Annotated in this window: 12 protein-coding genes; all 12 read right to left on the minus strand. The window is 50.8% G+C overall.

Annotated features, from left to right (window positions below):
- Positions 1-537: 537 nt before the first annotated feature.
- Positions 538-1,470: a hypothetical protein gene (locus DWW03_RS08325; RefSeq protein WP_117515197.1), complete on the minus strand. Its 933-nt coding sequence runs from the start codon at positions 1,468-1,470 to the stop codon at positions 538-540.
- A gap of 6 nt (positions 1,471-1,476) precedes the next feature.
- Entirely contained in the window at positions 1,477-2,217 is a 741-nt protein-coding gene (locus DWW03_RS08330; RefSeq protein WP_004328512.1) for a toxin-antitoxin system YwqK family antitoxin, read from the minus strand.
- Between the two features lie 152 nt (positions 2,218-2,369).
- Positions 2,370-2,993, minus strand: a complete 624-nt coding sequence (locus DWW03_RS08335) for a hypothetical protein (protein WP_004328513.1) — start codon at positions 2,991-2,993, stop codon at positions 2,370-2,372.
- A gap of 21 nt (positions 2,994-3,014) precedes the next feature.
- On the minus strand, positions 3,015-3,440 hold the full coding sequence (locus DWW03_RS08340) for a tetratricopeptide repeat protein (protein WP_004328514.1): 426 nt from the start codon (positions 3,438-3,440) through the stop codon (positions 3,015-3,017).
- A 6-nt stretch (positions 3,441-3,446) separates the two neighbouring features.
- Positions 3,447-4,577 (minus strand): vWA domain-containing protein, encoded by a 1,131-nt coding sequence (locus tag DWW03_RS08345; protein ID WP_004328515.1) that lies wholly within the window; start codon positions 4,575-4,577, stop codon positions 3,447-3,449.
- A gap of 14 nt (positions 4,578-4,591) precedes the next feature.
- Positions 4,592-6,814 carry a DUF5682 family protein gene (locus DWW03_RS08350; RefSeq protein ID WP_004328516.1) on the minus strand — a complete coding sequence of 741 codons (2,223 nt, stop codon included), beginning with the start codon at positions 6,812-6,814 and terminating at the stop codon, positions 4,592-4,594.
- Between the two features lie 28 nt (positions 6,815-6,842).
- Entirely contained in the window at positions 6,843-7,922 is a 1,080-nt protein-coding gene (locus DWW03_RS08355; RefSeq protein ID WP_004328517.1) for an ATP-binding protein, read from the minus strand.
- A gap of 14 nt (positions 7,923-7,936) precedes the next feature.
- Positions 7,937-9,268, minus strand: coding sequence for a DUF5691 domain-containing protein (locus tag DWW03_RS08360; protein WP_229092130.1), 1,332 nt, complete (start codon positions 9,266-9,268; stop codon positions 7,937-7,939).
- Between the two features lie 130 nt (positions 9,269-9,398).
- Positions 9,399-10,730, minus strand: a complete 1,332-nt coding sequence (locus DWW03_RS08365) for an SWIM zinc finger domain-containing protein (RefSeq protein WP_004328519.1) — start codon at positions 10,728-10,730, stop codon at positions 9,399-9,401.
- Between the two features lie 29 nt (positions 10,731-10,759).
- Complete coding sequence (locus tag DWW03_RS08370; RefSeq protein WP_009316579.1) at positions 10,760-11,635, minus strand: DUF4261 domain-containing protein; 876 nt, start codon at positions 11,633-11,635, stop codon at positions 10,760-10,762.
- 31 nt (positions 11,636-11,666) lie between these two features.
- Positions 11,667-14,039 (minus strand): DUF4253 domain-containing protein, encoded by a 2,373-nt coding sequence (locus DWW03_RS08375; RefSeq protein WP_229095808.1) that lies wholly within the window; start codon positions 14,037-14,039, stop codon positions 11,667-11,669.
- Positions 14,040-14,064: 25 nt separating this feature from the next.
- The gene (locus tag DWW03_RS08380; RefSeq protein WP_118108686.1) at positions 14,065-15,516 is read right to left on the minus strand and encodes a DUF2185 domain-containing protein; all 1,452 of its coding nucleotides are present in this window, start codon (positions 15,514-15,516) and stop codon (positions 14,065-14,067) included.
- Positions 15,517-15,628 lie beyond the last annotated feature (112 nt).

The raw sequence follows: 15,628 nt of genomic DNA on the forward strand, positions 1-15,628 counted from the left end.
ACCTTAATTTCGGGGGAATACCTAAAGATACAAAAAAACCAGCTAATTCACAAAACTTTGTGTATGAATTAGTTGGCTAATTTTATACTATTTACTGAATCTCCCAACTGTAATCCGATATTCGTAGACCCGGAACGGGGCATTGAAAGCACTCTTGGAGTTTTTCATTTGTCAACAGGTTATTATCTTTGGATAGGTAGCTTTTTGACTTTGCTATTGGGCGAAATCGCATTGTTTGTATTAAAAAACAAAATAGGATGACTCACTATAATCTACTTCGTATTTTTCCATAAATGCAATCCTTGCCAAAAAGCAGTTTGTTCGGGTGGTTGTTTGGGCGTTCCCCCTTCGGGTCGGGCTTTCCGCTACAAGTCCTCGCTATGCTGTGGCTTTTCCCCTGCAATCCCTAACGTGGGTGAAAGGGTTTTCACTATCTTGCGCTTGCACTTTGACACACGGGGCTTCGGCTGTTCGCCGAAACTTCCCGCGCCCCGTCCCGCCCGAAAGAGTTCCCCGGCGTTTGTCCGGCAGCCGACATTATTCAAGGTAGTATTCTATAATATCTTTTATCAGTAGCTCTTCTCCTTGTTTCCATAATTTCCAGCCTTGTTCACTCTTTATTGTATCGCCTTGTACCTCAAACGGTTTTCGGACTTCTGTATTGTCCTTGAAGCAGACTACCGTCACCATGCGAAGATAGTCTTCCCAAGAGATATAGTAGGTGTCAAAGTCATGCGTTCTTTTCGCTGGAATACCATTTATCCGCATGAGGCTGCGGTTGCGTTGCATCCTGTTTCCATGCATCATAATCTGCCCAGATGAACAGTTGATCCATGCCGTTTTTCCGCTTTCCTCGTTCAGTACAATTTCAGCCCTTCCCGCCATTAAGCCCAACACTCTAAAACGGAGCATGGGAAAAGTGTAGGTCAGACTTGCCGTCTCTTCTAAGTATTCATGTATGTTGCTTCCGGATCTCCATGCCAAGGGCATTAACGTATCTGATTCCGAAGAGTAACGATAGTAATATCTGCCATCTTTGCATGAAGCGTTATTCTGTCCGTCCTGCCATTCCTGCGGATTGTCATCCTTCCTTTTCCGCTCGGCAATATCCTTGTCAAACGGATACTGATGCAGTGCAATGCTATCTTCCGGCTCCTTGCACGTTGCTGTCCGGTATAATGGTATGACGGGGTTCTGCTCGGCTATGACCTCCATGAACCCAATACCCAAAGGAGCATATAATCCATTCTTGCGTTGGAACTGGAAATGATTGCCTTGTATGAAAAGGGAGGGAAAATCATCGGAAGCAATCCCCGTTATTATATCCGCTTCGCCAATAACATCCGCTGTCCGTTGGTCTTGTTTGCATGAAGATGTGCAGGCGGACTCATTGTCTGTCGGAGGCATAGGCGGCTTGCAACTCATGACCGATGCAGCCGTCAAAAGTAGTGTTATGATGACGGTTTTCATCTAAGTTTAAGCCCCACCTTCACCATGCCATGTGCAGGTTTGGGTATTATCTTGATAGTTATGCTGTATCCATTGCCCTGATTTCTCACCGTCGGTGTATTGTCCCTCAATGGTTATATAGGGTTTACCCTCCCATGTTGATTCCACACGATACGAACCGTCGAGTTTTCCATTACGGTAGTGGCATGTAGTCTTGCTGCGTATTGCGCGGCCGTCCTCGAAGATTTCCCATTCCTCGCCATCTTTTTTCCCGTCGATATAATGAGATTCAAAAATCTGCTTACCCGTCTTGTTGGCAAAGCGACGTTCCCGCCCGTTCTCCACACTCTGTTTGTACTCCTTTTCTATCTCTATTTTTCCGTTACGGAAATAGGTCTTTACAGTTCCGTCTATCTTGCCTTGTAGTATGGGTGTTTCCTTTCGAGGAGTAACGCCGTCTTGGTAGTATTCCGTGAATGTACCGTTACGCTTGCCCTTGACATATATGCCCGACTCACGCAATACCCCGTCACGGTAGCGATGATAGTCACCGTTTATCATGCCGTCTGAAAGTTTCACGTGTTCTTCGTCAAGCCCTCGTATAATGCGATATTTTCCCTGCAACGGCCGTTTACTGTCTTTTTTATAATATACTGTGCGGTGTGCATCATCCGTCAGGGGCTGCAAATCATTCCATTCTACTGTTTGTTGTGCGGAAACCGTGCCGCAAAGCAACAAAAAAATGTATAGTATCAACATTCTATTCATATGTCGTATATTTTTATTTTTCGAGGTTGATAATGTTCTGTGGCAAACTGATTTTCAGGGGGGGGGCAAACCGCTTATTATATTTATTTTGAAGAAATTTCTCCATTCTTATAGCTTTGCTATAAAATAAAGCATTAATCCAACTATTATATTCACTCTTCAAGTTTACTTTTCACCAATTTCAGGAATTCCTCCTTAGTCATGAACCTGTCGAGAAAATCATTCAGTCGTCCCTCATTGGTTACTTCCGTGAAAAATTCCTCATGATCCGTACTCCAGACGACAGGATTCTCAGGGTCGTTATCTGACAGGCAGATGAGATAGTAATTGGGATAACCGTCCGTATAAAGCAGCTCTACAAAATCCGGAGTGGCACAATTTGAATACTTGATGATTTCACCCAGCTCTGCATTATCCGTAAACCAACCATTCCATTCTTCAAAATCCGGTGTCCCTTTTTGGAATGGCGTAAATGGTCTGGCAACCCAAAACAGTTGGCGGCGAGGTTCTTCATCCAAGGTAAAGAACGTATCTGTCATTTCCTTATAGAACGCCTCCCTGTCAGAATTGAACAACTCCATATGCTCATCCACCCAATCGCCCAAACCTTCAATCGGCTCTGTATCTTCGGCAGCCAGCCAGGGCGTGTCCACCGGTTTAAGGAACAAGGCCGTATCGAATGTAATGGCACAGAGATCCTCTTTCAGTGAATTCCCTTTCAGGTTTGCTACGTTGCCGCCCAGTAGCCTGATTCTGTCTGTTATTTCCTTTTTCATGAGTGCCGTATAATTTTGTTATTATTTTTGTTTGAGATTCACATGCCCGGACAGCCATTGGAAATATTTCCAGTCTTCCTTGAAAATCTTTTCCCCTTCGAGCATATAGGCGCGGAGAAGAAATTCAGTTGCATTGGTTTCATCCTCCATTTCCAGATAGTTCTCGCCAAGGCGCAGCAGGATGAAAGGATTGTCTGTCTCTCCGATATTGTAGCATTTGCGGAAAAACTCCAGCGACTTGCCGTAGTTCCCCATCATGAAATGGGCGTCACCGATTGAGCCGACGAGCCAGAGATATGCTTCCCAGTCTTCCTTCGGTTCAGGAAGGATGTCCAGTGCCTCTTGGAAACAGGAGATGGCTTTCGCGTAATCTTCGCTTTCCATCGCCTCATTTCCCGTTTCTGACAGTTCTTCGATTCTGTCGTACAGTTCATCTGAAAGTTCCATATTCCTCTATTTTTCTTTGATATTCTTTGATGCCCACATCCCGATATCCTGCTTGCTCAATGCCGCAGCCATCAGGTCGGGGAATTTGTCAGGCGTACAGGCAAATGTGGGAACACCCAGACCGGCAAGATACTCGGCATTACGCTTGTCGTAGCAGGGCGCCCCGTCATCGTTCAGGGCCGGAAGCACAATCAGCTGCACACCGCTGGCCACAATGGAGGCGAAACGCTTGCGCATCTCCTTCTCGTCACCGCCTTCATAGAGGTCGGTCACCAGTACCAGCACAGTGTCCTGCGGCCGTGTGATCACACCCTGACAGTAAGTCAGGGCCCTGGCTATGTCGGTTCCTCCGCCGAGCTGGACACCGAACAACAGGTCAACCGGGTCCTGCAGGTCATCGGTAAGGTCAACGACCGAAGTGTCGAACACCACCATACGCGTATTGACGGACGGCAGGGAGGCCAGTACCGAACCGAAGATGCCGGAATATACGACAGAGGTTCCCATCGAACCGCTCTGGTCGAGACAGAGAATGATGTCCTTCAGAGCCTTGCATTTTCTGCCGTAGCCTATCCTGACTTCCGGAATGACGGTCTTGTACTGGGGCTGGTAGTTCTTCAGGTTCTTTATGATGGTCGTCTTCCAGTCTATCTCGTTGTAACGGGGATTGCGCCTTCTCGCCGAACGGTTCAAAGCACCGGTGACGGCCTGCTGGGTCGGGGAAGAGAGCTTCCGCAGCAGGTCATCCACGACCTTGCGTACAACCTGACGGGCCATGTCCTTGTTCTTTTCGGGAATGGCCCTGCCGAGTGACATCAGTGTAGCTACCAGATGTACGTCAGGGACAACTGTTGCCAGCATCTCCTTCTCGGTAAGCAGCGAATCGATATGCAGACGCTTGATGGCATCCCTCTGGATGACCTGCACGACGGTCTGTGGGAAAAACTCCCGGATATCGCCAAGCCAGCGGCTTACCTTTGGGGCCGACGACCCGAGTCCGCCGCGGCGGTCACTGTCATAGACGGCTTCCAGCGAACTGTCAAGGCGCTGTTCTTCCACCGTCAGCGTTACACCCGTCCCGTCAGCGGCATTCCCGCCGAGAGCCATACGCCATCTTTTCAAATATTCTGTTTCCATGTTCTGTTCCTTTTTTATCCGATTCCCAGAAGTCTGCCGAGCAGGGGTATTACTTTGGATGCATCCCCGTCATTGCAGGAATGTTCCCCGGAGGCGATTCCGGTATCGGTTCCGTTCAATTCGAATCCTTTGGCCTTCTCGCCGAGTTTGCGGCGCTCGGCTGTAGTGAAATTGCTGAATGTACGTCTGATCACCGGCAGCAGTTCTATGAAATTTGCGTCGCTCAAACCGCAGAGCCAGCCGTTCACGAGCTGCCACAGGTTGTCGTCCAGCAGCAGTACCGAACCTGATGCACGCAGGAATCCCTCAAACCAGTATGCGATGTCGGAAGGTGCGTTGCCCACCGATGAATAGAAGCTCAAGGTGTCACGCATCTCTTCACGCGATATCCTGCCCTTGTCGTAGAGTATGCGTGCCGCGTACCCGGAGAGCAGCGGATGCGCTCCTGATGAATTGCGGATCTGCTGCACGAACCCATACCACATGCCGTTCAGCTCTTCGTCATCAAGCGTGGATACGGCATAGTTGGTAGCCGACAGGTGTTCAAGAAGTTCTCCGGCTGCCTCCTCGTCGATGTTGATGCAGACGAGCAGACCTCCTGCAAGGATACGTGCCACCATGGCCCGGAGCATGTTGCCCACCTTGCTGAAATCCAGATTGCGGACATCGCCGTAACGGACGATGTTCACCAGGTCGGGAACCGCTTCCATCATCTCCACAATGTCTGTGGATGCCGCCGACAGACGGTCAAGACGGATGGTCATCGCTTCCACAAGCTCCGGAAGGTTGGCCGGAATGACCCGGTCAAGAAGTCCCGTCAGTTCGGGGATTCTGGTGATTCCGGTCATGCGGTCGGAGACGTACTTCTGCACGGCTTCCTCCACGGTATTGCCCCAGACTGCCCGTTCTATGATGCAGACAATCTGTTCCGGTCTATGGTAAAGACTCCATTTTTCCTTGAAAGTACCCTTGCCGCCTGCGGTTTCCGGCTTGGCCCAGTCTATGTCAAGCAGGGCCAGGCGGTGGAAGAACAGGCTGCGTTCCAGGTCGGTCTCCTTGCGCAGGTCAAGTGTCATCTCCTTTATTTCCGCCGTGAAAGGAACACGCAAGCGTTTCTGCTGCCGTTCCACGTCAATCAGGAGAGGGACTTTGGGTACCGCTTCCGGCACTTTGCCCAGACAGTTGCCCACGATGAGCGATTCCCTGACGAGCTGCAGCAGCATATCGTCCCCGAAGCCCATTACGGTGGTCACCGCCTCGTTGTATTCCTCAAGCGTCGGGGCGGGCAATCCACGCAACGCAGCTGTCGTCTGCGCCAGACGGACTGTCTCGATTACGTGGGCCACCGAGATGTCCATGTCCTTCTTCCTCAGAAGGGCCGCTATACGGCTGACCCACCAGGTGCCGTCATCTTCCGGATGATGCCACAGGTAATGATACCATCCCGGAGAGTCTATGCCGGCCCCGTAACCGCTGCGGAAGGTGAGCCTGTCATACGTCCACGGAATCCACGTGCATTCCGCCTTTACCTTCGGGAGCCCTTTCAGCAGCTCGTTGTCATCCTTCACCTTCGGCATATTCTCCAGTGCCGGGACATGCCATGCCCCGCAGATTACGGCTATGCACCCGAAAGGTTCCTTCTGGGCCGCTCGTATCATGCGACGCATCCACGCTTCACGGACAAGGTTCCTGCGGGAGGTATGTTCCGGGAGGGCTTCCCTGAGCGCGGTCACAGCTTCCTTGACGGCCTCGAAGATGCCGCTGCCGTCTCTGCGCTGTTCTATGTTCATGTTCCACCACGATTCACCGTCAGTATAGCCGGCAGCTTCTGCCAGCAGGTCAAACGGATCACCCGGCTGTTTAATAGCTTCATCATCCGCTTCTACAGGCTCGTTGCCATCCTTCCTTTCCGCTTCGAAGGCAAGGGAATGGGCAAGCGGGAGATCGAAGAAGCGTAAGGTGACATTCTCCCGGAGAGCATAGCGCAAAGCCTGCCATTCCGGCGAGAAGTCGGCAAACGGATAGAATACGGCATTCTGCGGCACATCGGGTTGATAGCCGAGCAGGGCTACCGGAGGCTTCATCTGCCCGTAGGAGACGAACGGCATGAGAGCCTCGGCCTCCGCCGGTCCCTCAAGCAGTATGAGGTCGGGACGGATACGCTCAAGTTCCTGCAGGATGTTCCGGCAGGAGCCCGGCCCGTGATGACGTATTCCCAATAGATGAATGTCTGTCATATTACTTGTCTCATGCAAAATACGTCAATCAAATCATATCTCTTGAAGCCCTGTAGATGTCTTTCCAGCCCTCACGGTTCTTGACCACTGTCTCCATGTATTCCTGCCATACCACTTTGTCCTGTACAGGGTCTTTCACCACGGCACCGAGGATGCCTGAAACGAGGTCCTCCGCATGGATCTGGCCGTCACCGAAATAGCCGGCCATGGCAAGGCCGTTGTTCACCACGGATATGGCTTCTGCCGTACTCAGTGTGCCGCTCGGGCTCTTGAGCTTCGTCTTGCCGTCGCCGGTGGCTCCCTGACGCAGCTCACGGAAAATGGTGACGACACGACGGATTTCATCAAGGGCAGGTTTCTCTGCCGGCAGCTGCATCACTTTCTCGAAGCTCTCCACGCGGCGGCGGACAATGTCAACTTCTTCCTCAAGCGTGTCGGGCAACGGGAGGATGACCGTGTTGAAACGGCGTTTCAGTGCGCTTGAAAGGTCATTCACACCTTTATCCCTATTGTTGGCCGTGGCTATGATGTTGAATCCGCGGATGGCCTGCACCTCCTTGTTCAGCTCGGGGATGGGCAGGGTCTTCTCCGAAAGGATGGTGATGAGCGTATCCTGCACGTCAGAACCGATACGGGTAAGCTCCTCAATGCGGCCGATCTTGCCTTCCTGCATCGCCTTCATCACCGGGGTCTGTACCAGGGCACCCTCACTCGGCCCCTCGGCGAGAAGACGGGCATAGTTCCAGCCATAGCGGATGGCCTCTTCTCCCGTTCCGGCGGTACCCTGTACTATCAGCGTCGAATCGCCTGATATGGCTGCCGCCATGTGCTCGCTGACCCAGCTCTTGGCCGTACCGGGAAGACCGTACAGAAGCAGCGCCCGGTCGGTGACAAGGGTGGCCACGGCAATCTCCATCAGGCGGCGGTTGCCTATGTATTTCGGTGAAACCTCAAAACCGTTCTTCAGTATCCCTCCCATGAGGTAGGTGACCACGGATTGGGGTGACATCTCCCAGTTTTCGGGAATCGGGTTGGTCTCGTTCTTTTTCAGTTCATGAAGTTCCTCTGCAAACTGTTGCTCGGCATGTTGTCTCAGTAAAGTGCTCATATGAATATCAATATTTATTTTTCATTTAACAAAGTGTCTATTTCAGATTTAAGATCCATGAATTCCAGCATCTTCGAGCAGAACTCGTTCATGGACGGCGAAGCCTCCGCCGAAGAGGCGGCCTTGGCCTTGATCAGGTTCCTTAGATGTGACGGGATATGCATGGCAAGCCGTTCCGCCATGTCTGCGGCATAGTACAGGTAATCCTTTTTCAGAATCCAAGACATGACGCTGGAAGAGAATTTCGGGCCCCATGCCTCGTAGTCGTTGCCGTACCATGAGTCGGGTATGAATCCGAAATCCCGGACCGTTTCCGGCCAGCTGATTTCCTCCCGCTGGGAGGGAGTGAGCATCGCCACGAGTTCCGGCTTGCGCAGATAGGAAGGGTCTTCCTTCAGGGTGTGGAAAGCCCACAGCCCGTCCGAGAAGTTGAGTATCGGGTCCTCCAGCTCCAGGAACTTCCTGAAAGGGGGATGCTTGGCGAATTTTCTCGCGGCCTCTTCCTTACCGCAGCCATATACCTCGCACCAGAAACTCAAAGGCACCCGTTCGGCGAGCTGCCTCAGGATGAATTCGGAATCGCCCTCTTTCTTGTTGGAGCTTACCTCGGACAGCCCCATGGCCTTCATCTCCGGGGTGTATCCGATCTCGTCGTATGACCATCCGGTAAGCATGTTGTGTCTGATATGTCCACGCAGGAGTTCGCAGCAGCGCATCACCATGGCTGAATCGGGAATCATGCACAGAAGTTTCCGTGCCGTTTCCTTGACAATGGAGCTGCGGTCCGACTCCAGCACTTCCTGTATGAAGAGCTCGTCGGCCTTGCTGATGTTTATCCGGAGACATTCAAGCAGCTCGTTGCGCTGGTTGGCCGGTTCGCTCTTCCAGTCTTTCCGCAGCAGTTCAAGGGCTGCGGCAGAATCCTGCTGCCTGAATCTGGCAAGCATCTCCTTACGCTCGCCGTGGGTGGCCGTATCCCAAGAATCGGTGATCCCGCATTCCTCTCCGACAAGGCCCATCTGCCTGATCAGCCATAAGCCTCTGTTCCCGACGAGATTTTTCAGCAGCCTGCGTTCTTCAAACCGCAACGGATTGTTGCGGTCATAGGCACGCCGGATAAGCGGCTGGAGGTATTCGGGCGAAATGATTTTTCCCGACCCCTGCGCCAGACGGTAGGCGTAGGCTAGCATATAGCGTGTACCGTGGAGTCTGGAAAAGAGTTGACTCCGGTCCTTGTCGAAATACGGCAGTTCCTCTTCCGGGGCTGTTTTCACGGGGACAATGCCTTCCGCTCCGGCCGGTTCCCATCCGGCACGCCTGTAGGCGAAGGCGGATGCGGCTGTCATGTACAGGAACGATTCCGTGTCTTCGGCTTTCCCGTGGATCCCGTCAACCAGAGTCTGAAGGGACTCGGGAAAGGCTCCGGGAACGAATTCACGGTTGGCTGTTCCAAGCAGTGCAGCCTGTATGATAGGTTCAGTTACGTTCATCTCTCCAAGTATGATATTCTTTGTTGTACCAAATGGATTTCAGTTCCCATATATCCCCGTTTACAATGACCAGCGAGGCGAACGGATTGCCGCCGGTAATGGCGAGGATGTCGATGAAGGTTTCCTCGGGCATCGCCACACGGACGGCATTGCCCGCGTTGTCCAGCAGCGTGTAGTCTTTCCCGTTACGGGCAACCCTCACGTCATCCACAAGCAGGGGGACGTCCTCGAAAAACGGATTCGTCAGCATGGCCGTGCGGTACACCGCGGCAGCCTGCTTCAGGTTAGGGCTGCACGCCGGCACAAAGTTTTCTTCCGCGAGTACGGACTCCCGGAACAATGCACGCCGGCATGTACCCGTGCCGTTGTAAAAGCATAGCGCCCCTTTATAGGCACTGCCCGGAATCCAGTTCTCGGTGGAAAAGGTACCGGCAACGGCAAAACTCAGGTATCTGGCGAAAAGTCTGCTTTCCTTTCCGTAAAACCAGTAGATGTCGGTATTGATATCGTTGACTTTACGGGACTGCTTGTGAAGCACGAGCCAGCTGTCCGCCACCGGCTCTCCGGCAAGGACGTTGTCCTTGGACTGGGGATATCCGATCTGCGTGCGTATCTCGTCCTTCCATTCTTCGGGAAGGCCGTCCATGTTTCTGTAGCTCTGCATGAGCAGGTACAGCCTGCCCATGCTTTCCGTCAGGTCGGATTTCCAGCTTTCCGAGTCGAAGTCTATAGCCTCCATGGCTCTCAGTCTCCCCGCAAGTCCCGGTGCCTGGGCATCCACCATCCTCCGGGCCATGTTGTCAAACAGGGTATAGGCACGTTCCGGAACATTCAGGAATCCGTTGCGCACCAGGTCCTTCATCCATACCTCAAGGTCGGATATGCCTCCCAGTACCTTCTGGTGCCGCTTCTCCTGCCTCTTGGCCTGAGCCGCTTCATCCACAGGGGTTTCGCTTTTGGCTTTCTGCTCCTTCTTTTCGGCCTTCTCCGTTCTTTTGGCAAGCCACGCCGTCACCCATTCCGGCTCTTCCGCCTGCGTGAACTGGTCAGGCTGGCGGGCGTACAGCAACAGCAGGCCAAGCCCATGCTTGCACGGGAATTTGCGGCTCGGGCAGGAACACTTGAACGCAATGTCATTCAAGTCTATCACCGTCTGGTAGGGATTCTTTCCGCTTCCCTGGCAATGACCCCAGACGGCACGTCCGCTGCATTCCTTCAGTACCCATTTGCTCAAGGTCGCAAGTCCTTTGCCGGCCTTTACAGATGAGTCGTCGGGAGCGAGCTGCAATATCTGTTCTTCTGTCAAGTTCAATGGCATACGCAACAAGTTAATTGGTCATTGGTAAATCATTCCCTGTTCCCGGCTGCATATTCTCCCGTGTTGATGTCAAGTACGGGACGCTTGGGCTGTATCAGCGCGTCTTCGTATTGGCATTTCCACTGGATGCTGCGGTCCATATCACCGTCTTTGATTCCATCGATGGTTTCTCCCGAATCTATTTCGTTGCCGCTTGTAAGCAGATAGGAAGCCACGTTGTAGGCATGGTTCACTATCCAGTTCGGATCAAGTCCGCGGAAGTGGTACTGCAGGTCAGGCAGGAACAGCGTGTTCATCCCGAGTGTATCGACCAGCATGTCGTCGGAACCCTGAATCGTGAAGAAACGGACGTTTACGGCATAGCGGATGAACCGGTCAGGACCTTCTATCTGATTGCCGCGGATTTCCTCCGCCTCGAACAGTTTCCCGCTGCCGCTGAAGAAGAACGCTTCGCAGGACGGGAACAGTTCGGCGAGCGCTTCAAGGTAGTCCATTTCCAGATTGGCACGTTCCAGAGAAGACAGGCCGCGGGCAAGGAAGTCCGTAGCGAGCATACTGTACCGGCATTCCTCAAGGATACGGTCACGGCTTTCCTGGCAGTCCCACATCTGGCTCCGGGTGAAGTCGTCCACGGTCTTTCCGTCAAAGTCCATGCACGAAGTCATCAGGAACTGCACGGGTGCTTTCCCGTCCTCAAACTCCACCATGTGGTCCAAAGCTGTGATGAAGACAGACTTGTCATCACCTTCGCGGCATTCTACATTGCCGAAATGCTTCCGGCATACATCAGCCACCCTCTGCGTATCCGGCAATTCAACCGGTTCCTTGAACAGAAGGTTTATAAGTAAAGGTCCTCCGGGCTGCAGTTCCTTTGTATTTAGGTCTTGTTGAAATACTTGATTCATATTGAAATGCTTTTGAATGTGAAAGAATCGGTTAATCCCACCAGAAATACCATATTCTGGATTGACGCAACGTGTCGGCAAGACTGCCTATGCCGTCACAGCTCTGGTCCATATCCGGACAGAAAGCATATTGCTGTATTGCGGCTTCCATTGCTCTGTCTTCCGGAACGGGAGCTGGAAGTTCATACTCCAGCTGGTCGCTGGTAAAGGTTCCCGGAACAGCACCGTATTCCTCGTACCAATACTTTGAGATGGCCATCAGTTCGGGGTTTGCAGGACAGTCGTTCCAGTTGCCGAATGGCAGGTACGCGAATATTTTCCACGGCTCCGTGACCGGAATACGGGCAAGGATCAGCGGATGCGTCATGTTCGTATCGGTATTCCAGTAGCTCGAATAACGGTTGTTGTCGAATCCGCCTTCAGGCTCTTCATCAATATCATCGTTGTCCTGCCCGGTCAGCTTGTCAAGGATGGATTTCCCGTCCATGACAGGAGCCTCAAGCAGCCTTCTGCGGAATTCATTGACTTTTTCCCGGTTGAATGTGTAATCATCCGAGCTTTCGCTGTCAGGATCCGAGTTCCCGATTATGTTTTCCCACAAACCTTCATCGACATTGACCAGAACGGGGATGAAGCCTTCCCGCACGCCGAGCCGTTGGGCATAGGTATAGGCTGACATGATAGGGTCATCGTCACTCATGGATGGGAAATAGGTGCATTCACAATCAAGATAATCCATGAAGGCACGGGCCAGTTCGTCTGGCTCAACGGTATCTTTGTCTATATGCAGCCCCTGCCAGTTGGCGAAGCGTCTGTCTATGCGTTGTGACATTGCCTGGTAATAATCCTCGTCATACGGGACAAACAGGTATGCTTCCTCTTTGAACTCATCGGAATGATACCTTTCCGGACCGAAATAATCCAGGGCGTGGTTGTCAATGTCTCCGGGATAAAATGGAGTTTCGTTGGCGCCATAGTAACTGCCATAATAGTAGTCGGCAAATGCACGGCCCTGTTTATTGAACAGGAATCTTGTAAGCTGCCCGTTCAGGTTGTCCTTTATGAACACCCTCAGGTCATCATCGGCCGAGCCGCTTTTGATCCGGGACACAAGGTCTCCGAACTGTTCAAGAAAATCATCCCTCATAAGGTCATTTACCATGCACCAGCGTAGATATATTGCCAGATGATTGTAGGCCGTAATTGTATCTAACGGCAGATCCTTCTCTTTGAACTTCTCCAGATGGCCTTCCGCATCGTCCATCACTTCATCCGTGTCATCCGGGAAATCGGGACCGCCATCGGCATCGTCTTCGCTGCCGTATGAGATTTTCAGAGTCACTTTGTCCGGAAGGGCAACACCCTGTCCACGTGTTATCCTATGTTTATCGACAGCAGAGAAGCCTATGGTTTCTCCGTCGTTGAGAACTGCATCGTATTCCAGAACATATCCTGCCATGCTGGCCAGGAAGTCTCTCACCTTTGACGGGTCGGCATCCACGTCAAGGACCTCCATTTCGTCCTTGCCGAAACACTCCATTCCATAGGTGTAGCCGCTGATTCCCTTTTCGGTACGGTAAAGCCCGAACCATATCCAGTTGTATATAGGCAGCGAATCCTCCTTCATCATTCCGGAAAAGCCTTCATAGAAACGGGGCTGGAAAACGACACCGCTGGTATAGATACCGGTTATATTCTTCTGGTGGCAGCAGACAGACAACAGCTTCACGTACAGTTTACCTCTTTCGATCAGGGACTCCTCTTTGCCGATAACGGCAACCATGATGTGGGCCTTATGCTCTTTGGCTGTTTTTTCGGCCTCCGACCACATGTAATTGTTCTTCGCGCATTCTTCGGCTTCGCCATTAGGTACGGGGGCAGGCATCAGGCTTACCGCCGCCATCATGTCACCCACGTCGAAGACCAGTGACTCGGGGTTCCGTTCCTCGTCAGATTTCTCTTCAGCGGTGATGTCCCACTGTTCTTTCAGATCTCTGATGTATTTTTCCTTGTCCCAGCTGTTGTCGGAGAGCAAGGCGAATCCCACGAATGTGCCGGCCTTTTTCTCACGTTCCTCGGCCTGCTTTGCCTGTTCCATCCAGTAGGAACGCACCATCTCGACAAGGGCCGTAGCATCCTTGACAGCCGTCTTTTCGTCATAGGGTTCCATCTCACTGAAGGTATGGCCGCAGTCTGACAAGCTGTCTCCTTCGTATCCACCATTCACGCCCAGCAGCCATTCACTGTCCTTGGTATCCTTGTATTTGAAGATGTAGTAGGTCATATCGTGCAGTACGAACGTGCCTGTACACTCTATCTCTGCCGGCTCGTGTCCCAGTTCCTGCGGGTGCGAGAGCCAGGCCGTCATTGCAGCCAGAGCCGCTTCATATTGTGTTGGTCTCATATCTTGAATGTTTTTAATTTATACTTCACTCTTCATCCACATATAACTTGCCGTCTTCCTTGCGAACCAGTCTGGTGTCATATGGAAAATCCAAATATTGCATAACGTCCGGAGAATAGTTGCAGATGGTATTCAAATCACAATATTCATATCGACATTCGTCATTATCTTCATCCCCATCAGCAAGGAAAAGCCAACCGCTGTCCCAACCCATGTCCTCAGCAAAGGGCTTTTGACGAATGCAAGTTGCTATTTCACATCCAACTACTAAAACACGGCTGCTTACAGTACATTCAATGGCTTTACTCCAATCTTTCAGCAGTAATTTGATGTTGTCCTGCGGTATATGTAAGAATTGCGGATCCGTCTGTGGTTCATCCTCCCACTCTTTGAAACGGCTGTCAATGAGAGCTGCCATATCATGATAATATTTTTCTGTCCAAGGCAGCAACAGATAAGCAGCATCTGTCTCATCCTCACTATTCCATATCCTGCCTTTGAAATAGTCCATGGCATATGCTTGTATATCTTTAATATAGGCATAAGGTGTACTACGGTTTTCCCAATTATACCATTTGGTAAACATCGTTCCCACTCTGTTTAGCAAGATAGTAGAAAGTCCGCCATGCAGATCCTCATTATCTCTAATAAATTCTCTTAAATCAATACTGTCTTCTGCTTTGACCCTATCAACCAGGTCTCCATGTCTAAACAGGAAAGGTTGGCTCATAAGATTGTGTTCTATACACCATCGTAAATAAATCGCCATGTGGTTGTAAGGAGCCAATTCATCTGCTGACAAATGCAACTCTTCTATCTTTTCTTCATGTTTCTTCGCATCGTCAATATAAGATATGTCATAACCTATTTTCTCTGCATCTGTAACAACATTTAGTCTCAACGGATTAATTGTTTCCAGCGCATCATCAGGACATATTTCAAAGAATTCATCTATATCCTTATCTTGGATAAATTGTAACTCTTCCCTATATAAAGGGATAACCTGATAAAACTCAACACTTCCTGCTCCTTGTGTTTTACATGTACTTGACTTATCTCCAAATATACTTGGAGACAGGAGAACAATAGCACAGAGCTTGGTGCCTTCTGAGAATGTATTATCACCTCCAAGTTCCATTGTCTTTCCCCAGCTGATACAGGTCCTATGACGTATGCATTGTCTTGCCAACGACGTAATAAGTCGTATAGGCCAACACCATTTCTCTTCTGTCCAATCAGACAATCCGAGTTTCCAGTCAGGTGGTAAATTGATAAGCAATTCTTGATGACAGGTATTGCCGTCTATATCGTCCGATTCAAGGACTTCATGATTACTCATGTTGACTGTTATCAATGTATAATAGTTATGCTCTTTCCTCGGGGCAATAACAGCTATGTCCAATGGATATTCTGAACACGAGTCATCATGCAAGAAATTGTTAATCTTACCAAAATACTTTTCAATATGTGCTATCACTTCCTGTCGTGCAACAGAGCTTATTGAAATTTCACTGGATTGTATTGGGTTAGTTTCAATAACCCGTTGGTTGAATTAAAAAGTTAGTAAAATGACAAATGAAAGGTTGTGC

Source organism: Alistipes sp. AF14-19 (assembly GCF_003461645.1).
In the GTDB taxonomy this organism is placed as follows: Bacteria; Bacteroidota; Bacteroidia; order Bacteroidales; family Rikenellaceae; genus Alistipes; species Alistipes shahii.

What these genes read in the sequence shown, in the direction of transcription:
- DWW03_RS08325 (WP_117515197.1), bottom strand. Translation starts at nt 1,470, where the DNA reads ATGAAAACCGTCATCATAACACTACTTTTGACGGCTGCATCGGTCATG.
- DWW03_RS08330 (WP_004328512.1), bottom strand. Translation starts at nt 2,217, where the DNA reads ATGAATAGAATGTTGATACTATACATTTTTTTGTTGCTTTGCGGCACG.
- DWW03_RS08335 (WP_004328513.1), bottom strand. Translation starts at nt 2,993, where the DNA reads ATGAAAAAGGAAATAACAGACAGAATCAGGCTACTGGGCGGCAACGTA.
- DWW03_RS08340 (WP_004328514.1), bottom strand. Translation starts at nt 3,440, where the DNA reads ATGGAACTTTCAGATGAACTGTACGACAGAATCGAAGAACTGTCAGAA.
- DWW03_RS08345 (WP_004328515.1), bottom strand. Translation starts at nt 4,577, where the DNA reads ATGGAAACAGAATATTTGAAAAGATGGCGTATGGCTCTCGGCGGGAAT.
- DWW03_RS08350 (WP_004328516.1), bottom strand. Translation starts at nt 6,814, where the DNA reads ATGACAGACATTCATCTATTGGGAATACGTCATCACGGGCCGGGCTCC.
- DWW03_RS08355 (WP_004328517.1), bottom strand. Translation starts at nt 7,922, where the DNA reads ATGAGCACTTTACTGAGACAACATGCCGAGCAACAGTTTGCAGAGGAA.
- DWW03_RS08360 (WP_229092130.1), bottom strand. Translation starts at nt 9,268, where the DNA reads ATGACAGCCGCATCCGCCTTCGCCTACAGGCGTGCCGGATGGGAACCG.
- DWW03_RS08365 (WP_004328519.1), bottom strand. Translation starts at nt 10,730, where the DNA reads ATGCCATTGAACTTGACAGAAGAACAGATATTGCAGCTCGCTCCCGAC.
- DWW03_RS08370 (WP_009316579.1), bottom strand. Translation starts at nt 11,635, where the DNA reads ATGAATCAAGTATTTCAACAAGACCTAAATACAAAGGAACTGCAGCCC.
- DWW03_RS08375 (WP_229095808.1), bottom strand. Translation starts at nt 14,039, where the DNA reads ATGAGACCAACACAATATGAAGCGGCTCTGGCTGCAATGACGGCCTGG.